The sequence below is a fragment of the Paenibacillus taichungensis genome, assembly GCF_013359905.1.
GTDB lineage: Bacteria > Bacillota > Bacilli > Paenibacillales > Paenibacillaceae > Paenibacillus > Paenibacillus taichungensis.
Genome location: NZ_JABMCC010000108.1, coordinates 253,024 through 275,693, shown reverse-complemented (window position 1 = coordinate 275,693; position 22,670 = coordinate 253,024). Strand labels below are relative to the sequence as shown.

At 44.5% G+C, this 22,670-nt stretch carries 20 protein-coding genes, 1 pseudogene and 1 other annotated feature; of the genes and pseudogenes, 15 read left to right on the top strand and 6 right to left on the bottom strand.

Annotated features, from left to right (window positions below):
• Positions 1-47: 47 nt before the first annotated feature.
• Positions 48-1,244: a HAMP domain-containing sensor histidine kinase gene (locus tag HP548_RS13920; RefSeq protein ID WP_343054841.1), complete on the top strand. Its 1,197-nt coding sequence runs from the start codon at positions 48-50 to the stop codon at positions 1,242-1,244.
• A 121-nt stretch (positions 1,245-1,365) separates the two neighbouring features.
• Here HP548_RS13920 and HP548_RS13915 read toward each other — a convergent pair whose 3' ends face one another.
• Genes HP548_RS13915 through HP548_RS13900 form a run of 4 tightly spaced genes read right to left on the bottom strand, consistent with a single transcriptional unit; the run spans position 1,366 to position 5,336 of the window.
• Entirely contained in the window at positions 1,366-2,181 is an 816-nt protein-coding gene (locus HP548_RS13915; RefSeq protein WP_076287220.1) for an ABC transporter ATP-binding protein, read from the bottom strand.
• Complete coding sequence (locus HP548_RS13910) at positions 2,181-3,212, bottom strand: FecCD family ABC transporter permease (protein WP_076287221.1); 1,032 nt, start codon at positions 3,210-3,212, stop codon at positions 2,181-2,183. Before HP548_RS13910 ends, HP548_RS13915 begins: the two co-directional genes overlap by 1 nt.
• Positions 3,209-4,249 carry a FecCD family ABC transporter permease gene (locus tag HP548_RS13905; RefSeq protein WP_175382013.1) on the bottom strand — a complete coding sequence of 347 codons (1,041 nt, stop codon included), beginning with the start codon at positions 4,247-4,249 and terminating at the stop codon, positions 3,209-3,211. Before HP548_RS13905 ends, HP548_RS13910 begins: the two co-directional genes overlap by 4 nt.
• Entirely contained in the window at positions 4,242-5,336 is a 1,095-nt protein-coding gene (locus HP548_RS13900) for an iron-siderophore ABC transporter substrate-binding protein (protein WP_175382012.1), read from the bottom strand. The genes HP548_RS13905 and HP548_RS13900 overlap by 8 nt, the downstream gene beginning before the upstream one ends.
• Positions 5,337-5,630: 294 nt before the next feature.
• Positions 5,631-5,867 (top strand) — a binding site (T-box leader).
• 45 nt (positions 5,868-5,912) lie between these two features.
• On the opposite strand from HP548_RS13900, the gene HP548_RS13895 reads away from it, so the two are divergent.
• Both HP548_RS13895 and HP548_RS13890 read left to right on the top strand, forming a co-directional pair.
• The gene (locus tag HP548_RS13895; RefSeq protein WP_175382011.1) at positions 5,913-6,722 is read left to right on the top strand and encodes a GNAT family N-acetyltransferase; all 810 of its coding nucleotides are present in this window, start codon (positions 5,913-5,915) and stop codon (positions 6,720-6,722) included.
• A gap of 142 nt (positions 6,723-6,864) precedes the next feature.
• Positions 6,865-7,626, top strand: coding sequence for a leucine-rich repeat domain-containing protein (locus HP548_RS13890; RefSeq protein ID WP_175382010.1), 762 nt, complete (start codon positions 6,865-6,867; stop codon positions 7,624-7,626).
• Positions 7,627-7,724: 98 nt separating this feature from the next.
• Here HP548_RS13890 and HP548_RS13885 read toward each other — a convergent pair whose 3' ends face one another.
• Positions 7,725-8,816 carry a GntR family transcriptional regulator gene (locus HP548_RS13885; RefSeq protein ID WP_175382027.1) on the bottom strand — a complete coding sequence of 364 codons (1,092 nt, stop codon included), beginning with the start codon at positions 8,814-8,816 and terminating at the stop codon, positions 7,725-7,727.
• Positions 8,817-9,212: 396 nt separating this feature from the next.
• Between HP548_RS13885 and HP548_RS34115 the strand changes: the two are divergent.
• The 6 genes and pseudogenes from HP548_RS34115 to HP548_RS13860 form a co-directional block, all read left to right on the top strand.
• A pseudogene (locus HP548_RS34115) lies at positions 9,213-9,923 on the top strand (FGGY family carbohydrate kinase); the annotation flags it as partial.
• Positions 9,924-10,004: 81 nt separating this feature from the next.
• A complete protein-coding gene (locus HP548_RS34110) occupies positions 10,005-10,829 on the top strand; it encodes an FGGY-family carbohydrate kinase (RefSeq protein ID WP_409347657.1) in 825 nt (274 codons plus the stop codon).
• 3 nt (positions 10,830-10,832) lie between these two features.
• Entirely contained in the window at positions 10,833-11,528 is a 696-nt protein-coding gene (locus HP548_RS13875; RefSeq protein ID WP_175382008.1) for an L-ribulose-5-phosphate 4-epimerase, read from the top strand.
• Positions 11,529-11,799: 271 nt separating this feature from the next.
• Positions 11,800-13,224 carry an L-arabinose isomerase gene (gene araA, locus HP548_RS13870; RefSeq protein ID WP_175382007.1) on the top strand — a complete coding sequence of 475 codons (1,425 nt, stop codon included), beginning with the start codon at positions 11,800-11,802 and terminating at the stop codon, positions 13,222-13,224.
• A 193-nt stretch (positions 13,225-13,417) separates the two neighbouring features.
• Positions 13,418-14,188 (top strand): AAC(3) family N-acetyltransferase, encoded by a 771-nt coding sequence (locus HP548_RS13865; RefSeq protein ID WP_175382026.1) that lies wholly within the window; start codon positions 13,418-13,420, stop codon positions 14,186-14,188.
• Positions 14,189-14,520: 332 nt separating this feature from the next.
• Complete coding sequence (locus tag HP548_RS13860; protein ID WP_175382006.1) at positions 14,521-16,215, top strand: diguanylate cyclase; 1,695 nt, start codon at positions 14,521-14,523, stop codon at positions 16,213-16,215.
• 64 nt (positions 16,216-16,279) lie between these two features.
• On the opposite strand, the gene HP548_RS13855 is transcribed toward HP548_RS13860, so the two are convergent.
• On the bottom strand, positions 16,280-16,627 hold the full coding sequence (locus tag HP548_RS13855; RefSeq protein WP_076287231.1) for a helix-turn-helix domain-containing protein: 348 nt from the start codon (positions 16,625-16,627) through the stop codon (positions 16,280-16,282).
• A gap of 165 nt (positions 16,628-16,792) precedes the next feature.
• Here HP548_RS13855 and HP548_RS13850 point away from each other — a divergent pair, with 165 nt between their 5' ends.
• The 6 genes from HP548_RS13850 to HP548_RS13825 all read left to right on the top strand — a co-directional run bounded on the left by HP548_RS13850 (position 16,793) and on the right by HP548_RS13825 (position 22,451).
• Positions 16,793-17,596, top strand: a complete 804-nt coding sequence (locus HP548_RS13850) for a DNA-binding protein (RefSeq protein ID WP_175382005.1) — start codon at positions 16,793-16,795, stop codon at positions 17,594-17,596.
• Between the two features lie 178 nt (positions 17,597-17,774).
• On the top strand, positions 17,775-18,977 hold the full coding sequence (locus HP548_RS13845) for a WXG100 family type VII secretion target (RefSeq protein ID WP_175382004.1): 1,203 nt from the start codon (positions 17,775-17,777) through the stop codon (positions 18,975-18,977).
• Positions 18,978-18,979: 2 nt separating this feature from the next.
• Positions 18,980-19,396, top strand: coding sequence for a hypothetical protein (locus HP548_RS13840; RefSeq protein ID WP_083678715.1), 417 nt, complete (start codon positions 18,980-18,982; stop codon positions 19,394-19,396).
• Between the two features lie 62 nt (positions 19,397-19,458).
• Positions 19,459-19,794: an Imm7 family immunity protein gene (locus HP548_RS13835; protein ID WP_175382003.1), complete on the top strand. Its 336-nt coding sequence runs from the start codon at positions 19,459-19,461 to the stop codon at positions 19,792-19,794.
• A 382-nt stretch (positions 19,795-20,176) separates the two neighbouring features.
• Positions 20,177-20,593 carry a contact-dependent growth inhibition system immunity protein gene (locus HP548_RS13830; RefSeq protein WP_175382002.1) on the top strand — a complete coding sequence of 139 codons (417 nt, stop codon included), beginning with the start codon at positions 20,177-20,179 and terminating at the stop codon, positions 20,591-20,593.
• Between the two features lie 352 nt (positions 20,594-20,945).
• Complete coding sequence (locus HP548_RS13825; RefSeq protein WP_175382001.1) at positions 20,946-22,451, top strand: malate:quinone oxidoreductase; 1,506 nt, start codon at positions 20,946-20,948, stop codon at positions 22,449-22,451.
• The last annotated feature ends 219 nt before the right edge of the window (positions 22,452-22,670 follow it).

Below are 22,670 nucleotides of genomic sequence, written 5' to 3'. Positions count from 1 at the left end.
CGACATTAATTTAAAGTGGTGAGTGGATGAAAGAATTGTACAGTCAGGTGAACCGAAAAACATATTATATTTCGATGTTAACTCTCATTGCTCTTATGTTATCTGGATTAATCCTATCGACGACAGAATTAAGCGGAATTACAGTGGGCTATGTTATCCATTTTTTTTGTGTGGCCATTCTAGCGGTTTGTTTGTTGATCTACCCCAAGCATGAAACCTATGTTTTCAGAAAGATCATCATCCTGTTTGGCTTTGCTTATTTTTATACCATGTTCTTCTTATATCCAGAGACCTGGACTACGTACATTCTCATTTGTTTGATTCCCTTACTTGCCATTTTGTTTTTTGATTTAAAATTGTTTTATTTCTCCATCATTCTGAATGGAGTTTTAATTGTGATCACGTTTGGCTATATCATCCTGATTGATCAAGGTAAAATATATTCGTATGTACATCATGACATCGTGGGGAACCTCATTAATATTATAGCGAGTCAGGTATTATTATTTCTCATTTTCCATTTGTCCTTTAGTCGTATGAAAAAGCAGCAGCTCTATCATGAACAATTACAACAATCGGAGCGTTTAAAGATGATAGCCCATTTGACGGCAGCTGTGGCGCATGAGATTAGAAATCCAGTCACCGTTGTCCGAGGTTTTTTGCAGTTATACAGAGAAGATCCTGCATTTGATGATCCAATCAAAAAGAAGTTTAATTTAATGATTGATGAGTTAAATACCGTTGAACAGATTACCTCTCAGTTTCTAACCCTTTCCAAGCCCAATAGAGATCAGCAACCAGAAAAAGTGGATGTGAACGATGCTCTTCAGAGCGTGACAGGTCTGGTTCGTTCCTATGCGATGTTATCTGATAATCAGCTGAATATCGAGGCAGAGGAGAATTGCTTCATTTTTATTAATCCAATCGAGTTTAAGCAGCTGATGATGAATCTAATTAAAAACGCTTTGGAAGCCTCGACTATGGGGAAACCCGTCACTGTGATTGCCAAGAGGAATCATCATTATATCGAGATCAAAATCATTGATGAAGGAAGTGGAATGTCAGAGGATGAGGTGAAGTCACTCGGGACTCCGTTTTACTCATTAAAAAGTAATGGAACCGGATTAGGATTAATGATCTGTTTTAATATTGTAGAAAAATATGACGGGGAAATTAATTATGAAAGTACGAAAGGTGTTGGAACAACCGTTACGGTACGTTTCTTGGCTACGGATGGGAAGTAAAGGATACATGAAGGGTCTTATGTTAAAAGCTTACGATAAATGAAGGGCAAGTTAGCGTCAGTCGTGACAACGGCGCTAACTTGCCCTTTTAAGGTTAGAGATCTGTTGGGTTTAAATCCTGTTAGGAAGTTACCTCATGATTCACATGATATCGCCCTTTTGGTACAACCATCGGAGATCCCGAAATCGGGTCATCAATTACCGTGCAGTCCAGGCCGAAGATGTCTTTGACCCGTGTGCTTGTAATGACCTCTGAGGGTACTCCTTCAGCGACCAGCTTACCTGTATGAAGTGCGAAGATATGATCTGCATAACGTGCGGACAAGTTGATGTCATGAAGCACCATGACGATCGTTGTTCCGTGTTTCCGATTAAGCTCCGTGAGCAGGTCAAGAATCTCGACTTGATAGGTGATATCCAAAAAGGTTGTCGGCTCATCGAGAAACAGGATGTCCGTTTGTTGCGCTAATGCCATGGCTATCCAGACACGTTGTCGTTGGCCGCCTGAGAGCTCATCAATATTATGATTGGCAAACTCGGTGATATTCATGATGGTCATTGCTTCGGCAACGGCCTCGTAATCCTTTTTGGTCCAGCCACTGAACAAGGATTGGTGAGGAAACCGTCCTCTGCCGACCAGATCTGCTACAGAGATCCCTTCCGGGACAATGGGAGACTGGGGTAGCAGCCCCACCACACGAGCTAACTGCTTGGGTGGGATTTTGGATAGGGGCTTACCGTCTAAAGTGACCTTGCCGGATATGGGCTTGATGAGCCTGGCCATCGTTTTAAGAAGCGTGGACTTACCGCATCCGTTGGATCCGATAATAACGCTTATCTTATGACTGGGTATAACGAGGTCCACACCATGTATAATCGTTTTGTTCTCATAGCCTGCGACGAGTTGTTCGGCTTGAAAAACATGTGTTGCTTTCATTATAGTTCCCCCTTTCGATTCATTCGGATTAACAGGAAGATCAGATAAGGCGCTCCGAGTAATCCGGTAATGATGCCTACGGGGAATCTGTACTCAAAAGCAAATTGTCCGATAAGATCGGATGCCAGGACAAGGTTGACGCCAACAAGACCTGCCGGAATAATGTTGGAGGAGCCCACACCGACGAGTCTTTTGGCAATAGGGCCCGAAAGGAATGAGACAAAAGCGATCGGGCCTGTGGTAGCCGTAGCAATCGCAACCATACAGACAGAGCTTACAATAAGTGCAATTCTGGTCTTGTCCGTGTCTACGCCCAGGGAAAATGCCGATTGTTCTCCAAGCTCCAAAATGCTGAGATGTTTGCCCAGCAAGATGATGATCGGCGAACAGATGATGACGGTGATCACAAGAGGCGGAAGCTCGTGCATCTGTGAACCGTTAAGACTACCTGTGAGCCATCTGAGCGCTGAGGGAACATCCTTTTCAGAACTAACCAGAAGAAGATAGGAGATGACAGCATCAAGCATCGCTTGTATGCCGATACCGATCAGGATCAATCGTCCGATGGAAAATACTTTTCCTCTTGATAGTACATAAATGAACAGAACGGTGACCAGGCCTGCAATTACCGCAGCGAAGGACACGACGGCTCCACTTGCATGAAGAATGACGATGCAAAAAACAGCAGCAGCACTTGAACCAGACGTGATCCCGATGACATTGGGGTTTGCAAGGGGATTCCGCAACATGGTCTGGAACGTGTAACCTGCAATACCGAACGCAAATCCGGCAAAAAGGCCGGTCAGCATTCTGGGTAGACGTATGGTACTCACGGCAAAAGAGACACCCTTGATTTTTTCACCGGAAAGGGCTTGAATGACGTCCTTCACCGGATATATCGTGTTTCCTAATAAAAGCATGGCGCAGCATAGAATGCATGCCAGTACGGCAAGGAGACTAGTGACAAGGATCCATCGGCGGCGTCTTTGACGTCTTCCCGCCATAATAAATTCAATAGAATGATTGGTCATAATGAACGCACTTTCGATCGCATAGCTAGAATAATGAGTATGGGAGCACCTATAAATGCAGTCACTACGCCGACTTCAAGCTCGCCAGGGTTACTGATGAGTCTGCCCCCTACATCGGAGAACGTCAGAATGATCGCACCAGCAATGGCTGACATGGGTATGACGAAGCGTAAATCAGGCCCAATAATAAGGCGTATGACGTGAGTGGATAACAATCCGATAAAACCAATAGGTCCAGCTAGAGCGGTAGCCGCTCCGCATAACAGTACACCCGCAAGGGCGGAAATAAGCCTCAGTGTTCCGGTTCGAACGCCCAATCCCGTAGCCACATCATCTCCCAGCGCTAACGCGTTAAGTGCCGGAGCGGTAATAAACGCAATGAGAATTCCGATGATCAGAAACGGGATGAATGTGCCGATCCCACTCCAGGTTGCCGAGCCGACGCTTCCCACTTGCCAAAACCTGAATTGGTCCATGACATACGAGCGGGGAATCATGATGGCGGTGACCAGAGATGAAAGAGCAGCGCTTACAGCAGCTCCTGCCAAAACAAGCTTAATGGGCGTGGCGCCGCCACGCCCCATAGAGCCGATTCCGAATACAAACACTGCAGTAATCGCAGCCCCAGCCAAAGCCAGCCATATATATTGCCCCGCGCTGCTGATGTTCAGGAACGCAATGCCGCATACCACAAACAAAGATGCGCCTGTGTTAACACCCAATATACTTGGGTCAGCAAGCGGGTTTCGCGTGACGGCTTGCATAATTGCTCCCGATACTCCGAGTGCCACCCCACATAATAAACTGAAGACAGTTCGGGAAATCCGTTTGCGCACGATGTTTGCCCCATAGGAGTCTACTTCCGGGTGAAATAATCCGTCGATTAGTTCATGAAACCCCACTGGCCGAGAACCGAGGACCAGTGAGGCTACCACACTTACGATGAGCAGGATAAAGCAGATGACCAGAACCAGCCCGAAATTTTTCGGGATATTCAAGCGTGGTTGATTGTTATTCGGAATCGATGAACTATTCATTTATTTTATCAATAGCTCCGCCGATCAGTTTCAGATAATCATCGATCGTATAAGAAATCGACAGTGGGTTTGGCGTTCCAGCAGCAACCAAAGGTGTATCTGCTTCAATGAATGCTACTGAACCACGTTTAACTGCTGGAATTTTACCAAGAAGCGGATCAGCCTGAAGAGCTTTCAACAACTCGGCATTTCCGTATCCAACAAGGATATCCGCATCATTAAGGGCTTCAGCATTCTCAGCACTTAGACTTAGGGAGTAGCTGTTAGGGTCCGTAATTTGGCTAGTGATGCTTTCTGGAACAACCAGTCCCAACTCATTCAGGAATGAGACGCGGGAGTCTACAGGTGTATAAATATGCAGTTTAGACATATCTTCAGCTGAGAAGTTTACCCAAACCACTTTTTTGTCTTTAATCTGAGGATAGGCGCTTACTTTTTCATTAATCATAGCCTCAGTGTCTTTAATCAGTTGCTCGCCTTCTGCTTTCATGCCCATACCTTCGGAATTGAAGAGAACCTGTTCACGCCAAGTTGTTGCCCAAGGAGCAGTCGGATAAGCTACAACTGGAGCAATCTCACTAAGAAGATCGTAATCTTCCTGAGTAATACCGGAGTAAGCTGCAAGAATAACATCCGGGTTGGAATCGGAAATGGCTTCAAAATCAAGACCGTCTGTGTCTTTGAAAACATTCGGGTCTGTTACGCCGAGATCTTCGAGTTTTTTCGCAGTCCAAGGCAGCAATCCGCTGTCATCCTGAACGCCGAAGTTTGCCGCCGAGAAGCCTACAGGTACTTGTCCAAGAGCGAGAACGACATCATGGTTAGCCCATTGAACCGTAGCTACACGTTCAGGCTTTTTCTCAATAACGGTTTCTCCCAAAGCATGCTTGATCGTAATCGGATATTCAGTATTCTCATCTTGAGCGGCTGGTGTTTCGGTCGTTTCGGTCGTTTCGGTCGTTGCTGAATCACTCGCAGCCGGACTCGCTGCAGGAGTTGCTGGCTTGCTTCCACAACCTACCAGGGCTAGGATCAGCACTACCGAAATAAGTAGTGTCATTAAAGAGAGCTTTCTTTTCGTGTTCATGTGTTTCCCCTTTCTAATCTGTAATATATTTGTTGATTCTGACTTTCAGGCTGTGAAAACTCATCAAAGCAGATGAATATAAAACGTTTTACATATGAGAATGATTATCAACATCAATAAATATATCTTTATTTGAAAGGGAGTGTCAATGAAAAATTTGTAAATGGTAACCTCCGGTTAAGTATCAATTTCTTCATTAAACAAGTGAATATCGATGGAAAAGTGCAGTTTTACGACTCGAAATAATTGACATAATATCCCTTAACTAATATAGTGTATCTAATTACTTTGCAATTAAATGCAATGAAGAGGACAAGTAGATACGGAAATGCCATTCAGAGAACTGCCGGTTGGTGCGAGGCAGTGGGTATCCGGATCAAAAATCGCCTCAGAGCAGGCCTTCGAAATAATAGTAGACGGGCCCGGTACTCTACCGTTATATAGAAGCATCGTTGTTGGACGATGGCAGAGAGGGTGTATTCATTCATACACCAATCAGGGTGGTAACGCGGAATAGACTCCGTCCCTAATGGGATGGGGTTTTTTGTGTTTTTTATGAACCGAGGAGGAATGGGTATGTGGCAAAAGTTTGGTGTAAAAGATCCAGTACTTCGTCAGAATATGTTTATGGCCGATGAAGTTCAGTACAATCTTATCCATCGTATTTGCGAGTCAGAGCGTTCAACCTGTCTAAAAGCATCTAATGAAACAATGATCTTTGCCCAGACCGAAGGACACAACGCTTGGTTGTGGATTTCCAAAGAACTTGCAGCTGAACCAAAGAACAAGCTCTTGCAAGAACTTTTAGAAATTCTCAAGGGAAATGAGCTTCCAGGTATATCAGGAGATCGGGCGACTGTTGAACATTTTGCTAACGTATATTCAGAGGCTAATGGGCTCCAATTCGTTCCTTATATGATTATGGAATCCTACGTTTGTTCAGAGGTAAGAAAGCCAGCTCATATAGAAGGTATATTGCACCTAGCTACAAGAAAGCATTTGGAGACCGTGGCGGAATTTTTAGCTGGCTTCTCAGAAGCAGCTTATGGAGTCAAAGTAGAACCGTCTAGTCAAATCTCAGCAGCAGAGTCGGCTATAGAAACAGGTAATTTGTATCTATGGTTAGTAGATGGTCACCCTGTATCCATGGCTAATATTGCACATCGCTCTCCAAGACATGCGAGAATTAATGCAGTATACACACCGTCTGCCTTTCGTAAGAAAGGATATGCAAGTGCAGTTGTGGCAGAATTATGTTCTATCCTCATATCAGAGGGTTTAGATCCGATGCTATACGCTGATTTGAAGAACCCTGATGCGAATAAGGTTTATCAAAATATAGGTTTTGTTAAAAGTGGTCAAGTGGCTGATATTAAATTCAAATAGGAGAAAAGTAGTTTAGAGCAGTTCAAATTTCTTCATCATGGACAAAGTTGTAGAAAGGAGGTACCATCGTAAAAGATGTACTTTTCTGGGAATTTCATATAAACATATGACACATAATCTAAGATGCTTAAAGGAGACTGAAATGCCTACTCAATTCGTAAAAAATATGATTGTATTTTGTTTGGTTCTCATATTATTACCGGCAACAACCATGTCGGCTGCACCTGTTATTAAAGATGTGGCTCTGTCAAAAGTTATTCGGACAACATTGAAGATATCATCTAAAAAAGAAGTCAAGACGAGCGATCTGAAGAAATTAAAATCGTTATATGCCGAGGATACCAAAAACAAGATTTCCAATTTGCAAGGACTTGAACATGCCGTTAACCTGGTGGATCTAATTATGCCCGGTCATAAAATAAAAAATATTACATCGCTCAGCAAGTTGAAAAAACTAGAGTTCTTAGTTCTTGAAGGGAATCAGATCTCAGATCTATCCCCACTCTCCGGGTTAAGTAATCTAGAAAGTCTCTTGATTAGTGGTAATCAAATTAAAAATCTAACACCATTGAAAAATTTACATAAGTTGACCAGTTTGCTTGCCAGCGGCAATCAGGTAGCAGACCTAAGTCCTCTTCAGAAACTAAATCTAGAGTGGATCATTATGGATGGTAATAAAATTCAAGATTTAAGTCCGTTAAAGAACCATCCGACACTGGAGTATCTTTATGTGGAGGATAACCTCATTCAAGATATTGCAGTGCTCGACACCATACCCCATTTAATAGAGGTATCGTTGGCCGGCAATCCGTTGAATGAACAGGCGGAGCAGGTTATAAAAAAACTGGAGAAGAAAGGCGTCATTGTGAGTTTGGGATATGACGATGAAGCTGAAACGAAGTAGATTCGGTTTCTCTTCAGTGGGAGTAATTTAATCACTTATATATGGATAGGAGGCCGTTGAACAATTCAACGGCCCTTTTTTCATGCTTAGTCCCAAAACTATTCCAGCACAATTTCTTTTACTGTCTCGCCCTCAATCAGCACGGGCTGGTAATAGGTGTTGGTGGGCAAATCCTTTTTGCCTTGTAGTTTCTTGATGACCCAATCCGCAGCATCACGGCCCATTTGCTCTTGGGGGTGAGTTAACGTCGTGAGTTTGATGTTGGCGTTCTTGGCGATATAAGAATTATCCTGGCCGATAATGGATAACTCGTCTGGAATGGAAATGCCCAGCTTTCTACATGCATGTACGACTTCTAGCCCCACCTCATCGTTGTAACAGACAAGGGATGTTAGCGCATCTCTGTTTTCCTCCAGGAACACCTCCAGATTAGTGGAGAGGTCCGGCTTCGATGCCGTATCGAACGAAAGCACTTGCTCGGGATGAAACCGCAACTTGGCTTCGCCCAGCGCTTTGATATATCCCTTCATCCGATATTTCCCTTGTAAATCATCCATTTTCGCGATAATGCCGATCTGGCTATGTCCCTTGGCGATCAGTTCCCGAGTAGCTAGGTAGCTGGACTGCACGTCATCCAGACAGAAGAAAGGCACCTCCAGCTCTTCATAAAAGGCATTAATCATTGTAAACGGTACATCCTGCTCTTTAAAGGAAAGGTAGTACGCTATGTTGGGATTGTACAAATTACTCTTGGTCGGTTCGACAATTAGGCCATCCACACCGTAGGACAGCATCATCTCGAGCGCCTTTTTCTCTTGTGCAACGTCGTTGTTGGTGCTGGCTAACAGCAACGAATAATTGTCCTCATTCAATCGGCCTTCAATGCCGCGGATGATGGAGGGGAAGATGTAATCGGAAATATACGTCGTGATGACGCCGATTGTTTTTTTCATCGTGTTCCCGCCGGTTCTGGATCGATACAGATTGCTTACATAGGTGCCGGAACCTTTCTCACTTCTCAAAAAGCCCTCGTTTGATAGCTCCAAAATGGCCTTTCGCACCGTCTGGCGGCTCACGTTGTAACTGTCCTGAAGTGCGGATTCGGTAGGGATTTGTTCGCCTACGCTATAGGTTCCCGATAGGATATTGCTTTTGATATCGTCAATGATGACCTGATACTTTGGCTTCACGCAGTCCACTTCTTTCATCGTTACTTATCTATAAAAAAACATCGTCATATTCATAGTTGTACGTACATATTTTATCATGATTCGAATAGAATGGCTATGTAACAGCCAGTTTCACAAAATAAACCGTACAATTCCCATCCTTAAACAGAAATGTGTACCCTACAAAATAACCTTTTAAGCAAAGAAATGAGATCGTTTAGACGTTATATCTTAACTAATGTAAGTATAACTATTATATATTATTGACAAATGTACGTACAAAAAATATACTAAGGCTGTCAGAAAAGGAAAGCGCATTCTTTTCAATAAACCGAAATATGAATCCAATTTAATCATCTTTAAGCCAATTATATTTTTACTTTTACCTAATGTGGTCAGAGAGGGGACTACGTGATCATGAGTCATGTGGATATGAAAGAAGCGATTACCAAGGGAACCACTTCACTAGGCATCGAATTTGGATCGACGCGGATCAAGGCGGTGCTGATTGACGAACGTTTTGAGACCATCGCGTCAGGCAGTTATGAATGGGAGAACCTCCTGAAAGACGGATATTGGACGTACAACCAAGAGGATATTATCACAGGTCTTCAGACTGCGTATCGTGAGATGAAGCAAGACGTAGAGCGGAAATACGGAATCACGTTGCAAACGGTAGGTTCCATCGGATTCTCCGCTATGATGCATGGATATATCACATTGGATAGCGAAGGAGAACTGCTGGTACCGTTCCGGACGTGGCGTAACGCGACCACCGGGAGGGCTGCGAGGGAGCTGACGGATCTTCTACATTTCAATATCCCGGAACGTTGGAGCATCGCTCATTTGTACCAAGCGATCTTGAACGAAGAGACCCATGTGCCTCGCATCAACCACCTGACAACTCTGGCTGGTTACATACACTTGCTGCTGACGGGCAATAAAGCCATCGGTATCGGCGATGCTTCGGGCATTTTCCCAATCGACGAGTCTACGCATAACTATCACCCATCCATGATCAAGCAGTTCGATGAACTGATCGCAAGTAAAGGTTATCCGTGGAAGGTCGAGGACCTTCTTCCCAAGGTTTATCTCGCTGGTGAGAATGCTGGTGAGTTAACCGAAGCGGGAGCTAAGCTACTCGACCCTTCGAATGATTTACAGTCAGGCATTCCGCTCTGTCCGCCAGAAGGCGATGCCGGAACGGGCATGGTAGCAACGAATAGCGTGAGGAAGCGTACGGGCAACATCTCCGTCGGCACGTCCGTTTTCGCAATGATCGTCTTGGAGAAGGAATTATCCAAAGTGTATCCCGAGATCGATATGGTTACGACGCCGGACGGCAGTCCGGTAGGCATGGTGCATGCCAATAACTGCTCCAGCGACATCAACGCCTGGCTTGGATTATTCCGTGAATTTTCAGAGGCGATGGGATACGAAGTGGATACTGGCAAATTGTTCAGCGTGATGTTCAATAAGGCTTTGGAAGCTGACCCGGATGGTGGCGGTTTGCTGAGTTACGGTTATTATTCGGGTGAAAACATTACGGGCATCGACAAAGGCCGTCCATTGTTCGTCCGCTCACCGGAAAGCAACTTCAATCTGGCGAACTTCATGCGTACACATCTGTTCACCGCTTTTGGTGCCCTCAAGCTTGGCATGGACATTTTGACGAAGAACGAGCATGTGGCGATTGACAGCATTTTGGCTCATGGTGGTCTGTTCAAGACCCCTGTCGTCGGTCAGCGGATTGTAGCCGCAGCGATGAACGTGCCGGTGTCAGTGATGTCTACAGCGGGTGAAGGCGGCGCATGGGGTATGGCGCTTCTGGCCTCGTACATGATCAACAAAGATCAGCAGGAGAGTCTGGATGTGTTCCTAGAGCAGAAGGTTTTTAGCGATGTCCAGGGTGAGGAAGTTGCGCCGGATGCATCGGATGTCAAAGGGTTTGAAGCATTTATCGAACGTTATCGGAAGGGCCTCGCGATTGAGCAGGCGGCGGTAGATCATCTGGTAGAGAACGGGAGGGACTAACACATGTTAGAACAACTGAAAGAAGAGGTCTATGAGGCGAATCTGGAGCTGCCGAAGCACGGACTCGTGAAGTTTACATGGGGTAATGTCAGCGCGATGGATCAGGATAGCGGCCTGTTTGTCATCAAACCGAGCGGTGTCAGCTATGACAAGATGAAACCAAGCGACATGGTTGTGGTTGATCTGGACGGCAATGTGGTGGAGGGCGAAATGAGACCTTCTTCTGATACCGCCACACATGCTGTGCTATACAAACATTACCCGGAAATCGGTGGTATTGTGCATACTCATTCCACTTGGGCGACCATCTGGGCGCAAGCTGGTCTGGACGTACCCGTGATGGGGACGACGCATGCTGACACCTTCTATGGTGCCGTACCTTGTGCCCGTTTCTTGAACCAGGATGAAGTTGATCGCGGATACGAAGCGGAGACGGGCCGTCTCATTATTGAAACATTTGAACAGCGCGGGCTGGATGTGATGGCAATCCCGGCAGTTCTGCTTCATGGTCATGCACCGTTTACATGGGGGAAAGACGCCAAGTCGGCGGTTGTGAACAGCGTCGTGCTGGAGGAAGTGTGCAAAATGAACCTGTATGCGCGGCAATTGAATAACTTTGCAAAAGAACTGCCGCAAGGCATTTTGGATAAACATTATTTGCGGAAACACGGAAAAGACGCCTATTACGGACAGAAGTAATTTGGTTATGTAGCGATCGGTTGATAATAATTCAAGCGAATAAGTTGTTTGTTACTACTTCCAATGAAGTTGTATAAAACTTTTACACGATAACGGAGAGTGCAGTACCAATTTGTAGAAGCGAAGCGCTCGCCTTTATAACCGGATATCATCCTTATTAAAATTGATCAAAGAAATCCGGGGATAACCAGCGATCGGAAGATGGTACTGCAATCGGAGTGGTAAGTGTAACCCATTTGTTCAACTATAAAAATGAAATGAGGATGATTACATGTCAGCAACAGCAGCTAAACAGTTTTGGTTTGTCGTAGGTTCGCAGCATCTGTACGGGGAAGAAGCGCTGGGTGAGGTTAAAGCCAACGCACAGAAAATTACGGATGCCCTTAATGCAAGTGGCGTTCTGCCATACCCGCTCGTATTGCAGGATTTGGCCGTAAGCGCAGATAAAATCACGAGCATTATGAAAGAAGTGAACTATCGCGACGAGGTAGCGGGTGTGATCACTTGGATGCATACGTTCTCACCTGCGAAAATGTGGATTCGGGGTACGAAATTGCTGCAAAAACCGTTGCTTCATCTCGCGACACAATTCAATGAAAGCATTCCATGGGCGACCATCGACATGGATTTCATGAACCTGAACCAAGCGGCTCACGGTGATCGCGAATATGGCTTCATCAATGCACGCCTGAGAAAACAAAACAAAATCGTCGTTGGTTACTGGGAACGCCCTGAAGTGCAACAGCAGGTTGCTGACTGGATGGACGTAGCCGTAGCTTATAACGAAAGCTTTAACATCAAGGTTGCTCGCTTCGGTGATAACATGCGCAATGTGGGCGTAACCGAAGGCGATAAAGTGGAAGCACAGATCCAATTCGGATGGACAGTCGATTATTTCGGTATCGGCGACCTCGTGCAATACGTGAATGCCGTAACGGAGCAAGAAATCGATGAACTAATCGCTCAGTATGCAGAGCTGTATGAATTCGATTATGGCACGAACAGCAAAGAAGCTTGGGAAGCTAGCGTACGTGTACAAGCAAGTTATGAAATTGCGATCAAACGTTTCCTGGACGAGGGTGGATACAGTGCCTTCACCACGAACTTCGAAGATCTGCATGGCATGAAGCAGCTTCCGGGTCTGGCTGTTCAACGCCTGATGGCCCAAGGATACGGCTTTGCTGGAGAGGGTGACTGGAAAACGGCTGCACTCGATCGCCTGCTCAAAGTCATGGCCCATAACGAGAACACGGGCTTCATGGAGGATTACACGTACGAGATGGCAGCTGGTCAAGAGGCTATCCTTCAATCCCACATGCTTGAAGTTGACCCGACACTCGCCAGCAACAAACCTAAAATCATCGTGTCCCCACTGGGTATTGGCGATCGTGAAGATCCTGCACGTCTCGTATTCGATGGCAAAGCAGGAGAAGGTGTCGTGGTATCCATGGCAGACTTCGGTACACATTACAAACTGTTAATCAACGAAGTATCCGCATTTGAACCGACCGTTCCAGCACCTAACCTGCCGGTAGCGCGTGTATTGTGGAATGTGAAGCCTAACTTCCAGGATGGGGTTAAAGCCTGGATCGAGAACGGCGGCGGTCACCATACCGTAGTATCTTTGAACCTGACTACTGATCAAATCGTGACCTATGCGAAATTGGTGAACCTGGAGTACGTTGTGATTAAATAGTTTTGTTATTCAGGAACTTATACAAATTCTTTCCTTATGGCCGGGGGGTTCCCCGGCCCTTTGTCTTGCCATGAGGCGCATGGTGTATGGCCTGAAACGGATCTTGTGCTCTCTCCAATACAAAGGATAACGTTAGTACCGTCGTCTACGCTCTATTTTGCTATAATAGCCCAAAGGAGGTTATCTATTCATGATACATACCCAAGAAAGTTTGCTCCACCAACTGCGCCAGCTTGGCATTGACGATCAAGGGACGCTGCTCGTTCACTCTTCCATGAAAAGTATGGGCGAAGTCGAAGGCGGTGCGGATACGGTGTTGGATGCATTGACCGAGTATATGAAGGACGGACTGCTGGTATTGCCAACCCATACATGGTCCACGATCAATGCGGACAATCCGATGTTCCACGTGGAATCTTCGCCATGCTGCGTCGGTATTCTTCCAGAACTATTTCGCAAACGACCTGAAGTAGTACGTTCTTGGCACCCTACACATTCGGTAGCCGCTCTGGGACACGACGCCGAAGCATTTACGAAGGACGATCATCTTTTCGATACACCATGCGCACGAGGCTCAGCCTGGGGCAAGCTGCTTGATCGGAAGGCAACCATCTTGTTGGTCGGCGTTGATCTGAAACGGAACACGTTTATCCATGGTATCGAAGAATGGGTCGACATCCCGGGCAGATTAACGGACGGGCGTGAGATGTTAAAAACGGTTTTACCTGATGGAACCGAAATTTCGGTGCCTTCCCGGAGACATTGCGGATTGTCGTGGTCGGAGCATTTTTGGAAAGTAGATGACGTTCTAGAACGTAAAGGTGCGATGCGTAAGGGGATGCTTGGCAATGCGGTTGTCAGAGTGTGTGATGCAGCCTTGTTGACGGAAGTAATCACGAGCATGCTCCAAGATAATCCGGATTTGTTCTCAGACAATTTGCCTTTGGCTTCTGTATACGAATGAGGAGAGGGCCGTCCGGTGACGGAGGGCTCTACATATGTACCTACTTGCCTCTTACGACAGCTAACAAGGTCTTCTTTCCCCCCCGGTTTACATCCAAACGTTCAATTTCATTCACAAAAACGCAAAAATTGCGCAAAATTCAATCAGAGGTTGGTTGGTTTGCCATTGTATGGGCTACTCACCCCATTAGCGGTGTGATAAGATGTGGTTAAATTAACCAATAGCAATAATATAGGAATATCTTTTATAGGTTTATCGAAGGTTCATATAGCGTTAAGGAATACCCTAATTCAATACTATCTTCGTTGTCGCATGCAAAAAGGAGAAGATTCGTGAGCCCATTAGTATGGTATGATCTCTTTCTATTCGTCCTATTGTTTGGTGTATACGTATATGTTTTTGCAACGGTTAGAATTACGAACTTACATAAGGTTTACTTTTTGTTTCATGGGTTGATGATGCTCTGGCCATTCTGTCAATTTGCGAGTACGTTGACGAAGGACCCCGGCTTGCAGTTGTTCTATGTTACGTTATCTTTTGTCGCCGTTTCCTTACTAGGGAGTGGTTGGCTGCTGCTTACGATCTTCATTACGGGTGAAGCGGAGCGATTAGGCCAAAAAAAATCCTTCCTATTGTTCATCCCTGCGGTTATTGGAGCGGTTGGCGTGATCCTGAACCCGTGGGGCTGGTTTGTAACTCCGCTGGAAGGCGGTTATATCGAGCGGGAATATGGACACTGGTTCTGGGTTGTCATGGCTATACTCGTGAGTTACTTTGTAACGTCCCTCTTTATTTTGTTCCGGGCACTTTATTCTTCTCGAACGTCCTCCATGATTAAAAATCAGGTGAAAGTTACGCTCTGGGGCATATTCGTGCTGGCTGCTTTTGCAACAATCGACGCTCTGCTTAATGTGGTTCTAAGAGCGTATTTACCGTTCATTATTCCCGGACTGACTTCGCTGGGGATTTTCGTGTCCGACCTTTTCTTCGTCTATGTCATTAAAAGGTACAATGTGTTCGATCTGGTTTCCATCGCCCATGAGGATGTGATCAATACCATTCCTTACGGCATCCTTGTACTGGATGAGAATGAGATGATTATTGAATTGAACAAAGCCTCCCGATCCTTCATGGATCTGCATGTGGGGGATTCTTTTGATATGGAGGCATTTCTGGGTTCTGTTCGTGTAGAGGGCAGCCGCCAGAAGTTTCTGGACGAGTATAAGCAAAAGGACAATACCTTGTCTCAAATTGAAGTACTCGTGGGGCGGGATGACATCCGTCATTATATCCTCCAAGCGTCTCCCATTGTTGATGCTGCTCGCGCGCCTATTGGACATATCCTTACGTTCCAGGATGTCTCTCAAGAGCGCTTCTATGTTAAAGAAATGAATCGGCAGAACGAGACGCTTCAGGAGCGTAATCATGCCCTGGATCGCATTCGTCTGGAGTTGTCCGAGGCCAATCGCAAGCTGGAAGAACTCGCCCTGACGGACAGTCTAACCAACTGCTATAACCGTCGTTATCTGACCCAACATCTGAATCACGAGGTCATCACCAACATTCAATATAAAACGCCGTTTTCACTCATACTGCTGGATATTGATTACTTCAAAGCGATCAATGATCGCTACGGACATGTCATCGGCGATGAAGTGCTGCATCGCACGGCTCAAGCTGTCAAAGAATCCATCCGGAGTACCGATATTCTAACGCGATATGGCGGGGAGGAATTTATGATCTACCTTCCACACACAGAGCATGATTTGGCGAACCAAATCGCGGAGCGCGTAAGATTAGCTGTGGAATCAAACCTCATAGTAGTGGATCACGAGATTGAACAGGTGTCCATTACGATTAGTATAGGCATTCTATCGATTGAGGATTTTGAATTGGAGCATGTACCGGACAATCCGGAGGGGTATCTGATTCAGCTGTTCGCTGCGGTAGATAAGGCATTGTATCAGGCGAAGCAGAATGGGCGTAATCGGATTGAATTTGCGGAGTTTGAGCGGGTGGTTTTGTAGATTCATGAAATTAAAAAAGAGTGTGAGGGTTACTCCACTCTTTTTGATTTCGATGCTGATGTGTTTAATCAGAGCTTTTTTGTAGCTTTTCTATAGTATTCAGAATCTCTTTATTGATTTTCGTTAATGATGCGATTTCATCTGCGCTTTTACCACTTATTAATGTTATATGTTCATCCAAAGCTCTTTTGTACTCGGATTCTTCGTTGAATTTGAAGATTTCTTCAGCCGGAACCTGAAATCCATTTATTATTTTTTCTAGAGTCTCCAGAGAAATATTTCGATCTCCCCGTTCAACCCCACCAATATAGCTGTAATGAAGACCTGCTGCTTCTGCTAGTTGTTCTTGAGTCCAACCCTTGGCCTTTCTTAACTCGCGTATTCGATTCCCTACACTTTCTGGTAAATTCATATGATCACCTCCACTTAAGGTTAGAAGAGGTTATAGAATCGTTACAGACTAACAGATACAAATTGATTGTGAATATAATAGTACTTATAAGTACAATTTATATTGATCTTCTTTTGATTTAACTATACAATTATTTGATAATGGATAATTAAGGAGGAATCCCTTTTGCGAACTTCTATCTTGAAATCACTTAAACCGGACATCATTGTTGAAATGTTGGACATGGCTTATGCTTTTGAAAATTGGAGCAAAGTGATGGAGAGGGCGGACATGTTGTACCAGTGTGTGCAGTGCATCCATGAAGAGCGACAGGAGCATCGAACCAAGGGGTTACCTTTACCCTATATTCATACCGAGCGTCCGTTGATCTATTATCACGGGTTCAGTCTCCAAATGCGGGGCGTGGCTCACCAGAAGATGGGGCAGGTGGATCAAGCGCGGGCGTGTATCATCCGGTATGCAGAACTAGCATGGATAGAAGAGCTGGATGAGGCGGGAATGCAGGTAGTGCAGGAGTTTAGGCATCGAGCCCAGGTGAATCGGTATGCGTTGGAGATTGAAGTGGGGCACGCAGAGATGCTGGAGGAGTATGTGAATATTCTGCTAGAGCATCCAGAGGAATGTATAGCAGGACTGAGAACGATTGTGGAGGCGGCGGTTCGGTATCGTTGGCAGATTGATCGAGTTTTACATATGTTTGCGAGTCAGGATCAGGTTGTCGGCAGACAAATAGATTCTTCAAAAAAAGGAAATATGTACCATTACTGTTATCACCGGGCTTTATACGAACAATGCATGGGAAGGCAAAAGAAAGCGGTGGAGTTCATTTTGCAGGCACTCAGATTAGCAGATGAGCTTGAGATGAATCGGTATTTCAAAAAATGCGTGGCCCTATTGGAATCGTTGCGGGAATGTGCGACGGAGGAGCAGGTTGGGCGGTATCGGGCGTTTTTGGAGGAGATAGGGTAAGGGGATTATTTGCTGGTGATAAGTGCTTTGAAATGGGTAAAGGCATATAGGACCATAGCACCGATGAGGGGTACAGCATCTGTTTTAAAATGGTCAAATCAGGATGTTAGCCGGATGGTCTGTATTAAAAACTTCTGCTAACATAGGTTAATCATATATTAAATGAGCGGAGAAACGTATGAGTACAATCAAAGTTACCCCTGAACAACTGCATCACGTATCGAATCAGGTGGATCAAGCCAGACAACAGTTGGAGAGTATACGTGGTGATCTGACGAGACAGATCATGTTCATTCAGATGATGTGGATGGGTGCGATGCAGGAGCGGTTTTACTATGAGTTTGAGCAATCACGCCCTATACTGGATAAAGCGCTGGAGAGTATGGTGAATACATCCAAGGAATTGAAGGACATCGCTACGCGCTTCCAGGATGCAGATGCTCAGTTGGTAAGTCTGGGTGGTGCAACTGGAGCAGTCGGTGCCGCAGCAATCATGACCAATTCAGCAGGTGATTCAAGCTCGGGTGATAAGGGATATCGGATGGCACGAATCAATATGTTTGGAAAGTGGGTGTGGATGCCTGTCAACGAGGATGGTGATGCGGATCAGGCTGCCCTTCAGGCGTATGAGAAGGATCATGGACATCTGGATGTTAATCGCATGGAAGGTGTGAAGGTTGAACCACCTGGGGATGATATATTTGCGTTACAGATCAAGGCGTTTGAGATGGGGATTCATCCTACGACAGGAGAGCCTGTATCAGATAAGTATGCTCAGATGATGGTGACCTCTCTGAAATTTAGTCAGATATTCATGGCGATTCAGATGGTTCGTGGGAGTATGCCCGGTGGTAAAGGGCCTTATCGATTGCCATCTTCTAATCCCGCAGTGGCGAAGATTAAGCAGAATATTGAGGCTGCAAGTACAGGTGGTAAGAGCCCGAGAAATATAGTATCATCACAAAAAATCAATAATAGGTTTCCTGATGATGCTCAAGCTGGGAAAGAGTTCACCTTTAGTATAGAGAGCGGAAGACTGAAAGATGTAAATGGACTTAATGAGATGGATTTTGTTGTAGACATGAAAAACAAACTTCATATAGGAAGAGGTCATTCTTTTCTAGCAAATGGTGAGTCTGTTCAAGCAGCAGGGAAGCTAAAGATAAATGCGGATGGACAGGTTAGAAGAATCACTAACTTATCTGGACATTACACGCCCTCAGTTGAACAAACAAGAGCATTTCCACAAATTCTGGAACAGGCTGGGGTAAAAACCAAAAATGCATGGTTAGAAATATTCTCTATAGATACAACTCCTTCAGGATATGTTAATACCAATGAACTTGTTAAAGTCTCAAGTACGAAAATTTCAGGGAAGTAGGAATGACTTTGGAACAGATAAAACAGATGAATAAAGAAATATTCAAAGAAAATTTATTAAAGACAATTCAAGAAATTTCGAATGAAATTGGGTTAACATCTAATGAATATAGATTCATTATCGAGCCTGTTAGGGAAAAGGATAAGCCTTTGAATAGTGCAGATGATATGATGCGATTGAATATTTTGAGTGAGGATAATATAGGAGGAAAGCAGTTACCGTTAATCAATACGGTGAATGTTCTTTGCGGTTTAGAGCCAATGGTGCCTATATGGATTAATGTAATCTTTATAGGTTTAGATGAAGCAACAGCGATCTTTAAATTACAGTGTAGTCTAAGGTTTAGAAAGCCTACTTTGTTGAGAAATGTTGAAACAGGACATGCTCCCTTTAAAGCGATTATTGAAAGAACAGATTAAAGATAATGACTTTTATAGTCAACTAACCCACATAGATACCGATGAGGGGTTGTGAAAAGATTATGTATGAATATCATGGCTGGGCAACCATTAGAGAAAGTGCGTCGTTTGAAGACGATGAGTATCACTATGGTTTAGTTATTCAACATCTGCGTAAATATGTAGAGGAGCTAAATTGGCCTGCGGGTGTTTTGGACTTGAGAGCAGTTAATGGTGACTTTCAACTATGGATAGCGGGCCTAGATAATCGCAAACCTGTATCAAAGTATGATCCCGCTGAAGTGTTGAAAAAGGTAGGCGAAATAGCTCCGGGCTCCTATGGAATTCTTTATGTAAGAGATAGTGATGATCCGTTTCTCTCCCCATTCATACCTAACATAGAGGATGAAGAGCCATAAAACAAGAGTTAGATCTTAAATTTGAGCTTCAAAAAAAGTGGTTAGAGACTAGTGGTCAAGAAGGTGAGAAGCTACGATTACGGGAAGTTGATTTTCAACATTATGAGTTATCTGGTGGGTGTTTGGAACAATCGTATATGACTAGCTGTAATATTGATAATCTTAGTCTGAACAACATGGATTTCCATGCCTCAGTTTTAAGTTCGGTGGCTGATTACGATTGGGTCTTCACCTGGGAAGATACACAAAAGATACATTCAATGAGTTATGACTCTGATTGGTGCTATAAAGATCCGAAGATGATTTAATATTACAAATAGAGCTGAACCTTTTGTTTATCTTTGAATAATAAGTTAATCCTGCCAGCGGGAGATTAGAATAAATGAACAAGCCAATTAAAGAGATTTACGCACTAAATCAAAATATTCAGACCGAAGAATCTGAGTATCCTTTGGATCAGTGGTACAACAGACTTATCGATAAAACAATAGATGAGATAGAATTAGAAGATGTTAGTAGAATGCTAGCTCAAAATGTTTTTATGGATCTTGGTATAAAAAAAGCTTTGGAAATTTTAAAAGGTGATCCACTTGCTGGGGAAATGTATGATGGTCATTTATTAAAAATACTCTACTCGATTGAATTAAATCAATTTGAAGAATTATCACAGCTTGCATCTTTGCTCCAGGATATTAACAGAAACCTGTCTAATATTGAATGGGCTGACGAAGAGGATCAGGAAGAGTATACTGAATTATTGACTAATTTCATGAAAAAATTAGAACTTTATCAGGGATAACATTGGAGAGTAGCATCTTGATCTTTTTTTAATTATTAAAGGCAAAGGTACCAACACGCCCAACTTTCAGAGACAATTCAGGGAAAGCAACCAGAATTGTCTCTTTTTATTGAACAAATTAATCTTTCAGCCCTATAACCGGGTTATCTATCTGACATAAACTAGCGTATACTGATGGAATAGCAAATATCTTCAAATTGCATATTTAAATTGACCCATATTATTGATACACTAGATCAAGGTTATATCATTCAGAGAAGGGGCGGGCCTGTTCAAGAATGGGGCTTGCTGCAATGCCAAATCGATAACGCTTACATCCTTTTGGCAAATATAGGATATAAGGACGGTAGACATGAGCCAGGGACAAACGAGTACAGATGTTATCTTGATTGGTGCCGGAATTATGAGTGCAACTTTGGGAACTTTGCTTAAACAATTGGCACCAGACTGGAATATTAAGGTTTTTGAGAAGCTCGCCAGTGCGGGGGAGGAAAGCTCCAACGAATGGAATAATGCCGGAACCGGGCATTCAGCATTGTGCGAACTTAACTATACCGTTGAACGACCAGACGGATCCGTAGATATTAGCAAAGCGATTAAGGTGAATGAGCATTTTCAAATCTCAAGGCAATTTTGGTCCTATCTCGTCAAAAGCAATCTGATTCGTAATCCACGGGACTTCATTATGCCGCTTCCTCATTTGAGTTATGTACATGGAGAGCAGAATGTCCTGTTTCTAAAAAGACGCTTTGAAGCGTTATCGAAACATCCGTTATTCGTTGGCATGGAATTCTCGGATAATAAGAAAAAACTGGCGGAATGGATTCCGCTGATGATGAAAAACCGCATGGGCAATGAACCGATTGCAGCCACCAAAATTGACTCCGGTACGGACGTTAACTTTGGTGCTTTAACGCGTATGCTAATGGAACACTTAAAGAGCCAAAACGTGGATATCCACTACCAACATAGCGTGAAGAATATGAAACGCACAAGCAATGGATCTTGGGAATTAACAGTGAAAGATCTGGGCAGTGGTGCAGTCAAGCGCCATACGGCGAAATTTGTGTTTATCGGGGCAGGGGGCGGCAGCTTACATTTGTTGCAAAAATCCGGCATTCCTGAAGGTAAACATATTGGCGGTTTCCCGGTTAGCGGCATCTTCATGGTGTGCAAAAATCCGAAAGTCGTGGAACAGCATCATGCCAAAGTATATGGAAAAGCTTCGGTGGGTGCTCCGCCAATGTCTGTTCCGCATTTGGATACCCGATTTATTGAGAATCAGAAGTCGCTGCTATTTGGACCGTTTGCCGGGTTCTCGCCAAAATTCTTAAAAACAGGCTCCAATGCCGATCTGATTACGTCCGTGAAGCTGCACAATTTGCTCACGATGCTCGCGGCAGGCGTCAAAGAAATTTCACTAACCAAATACCTAATCCAACAACTCATGTTATCCAAGGAACAACGCATGGCCGAATTGCGTGACTTTGTTCCAGATGCCAAGAGCGAGGATTGGGATATGGTACTGGCGGGCCAGCGTGTGCAGGTAATTAAGGACACGGCTCAAGGCGGCAAAGGAACCCTTCAATTCGGCACGGAGGTAGTTACTGCGGCGGATGGCTCGATTGCAGCATTGCTCGGAGCTTCACCGGGGGCTTCAACTGCTGTTCACGTGATGCTGGAGATTCTCCAGAAGTGCTTCCCGCAGCATATGGATGCCTGGGAACCAAAGATCAAGGAAATGGTTCCTTCGTATGGCGAATCACTGGTTGACAATCTTAGTCTTCTAAACCAAGTACATGCTTCAACCGCTCGGGTGCTTGGGCTGACGGCTGAGAAATCAGTCGTTCGGATGTAACGAGCTGTATGTAACCTGTTTACCATGCGTGTGTTAAAGAGCTAAGCCGGCTAAAAACCGTGCTTAGCTCTTTTTTTATGTACCATCAGTTGTATGCTGTTCTTCAGTACTGCTCGACACAAGTCAGAGAATTCTCCATTAGTTTCGCATGTCGTAATACTTTCGCCCTGTTGGGAGATCGTGGAATCTGAGATGATGGGTTCATCAAAGGTTCGGGTC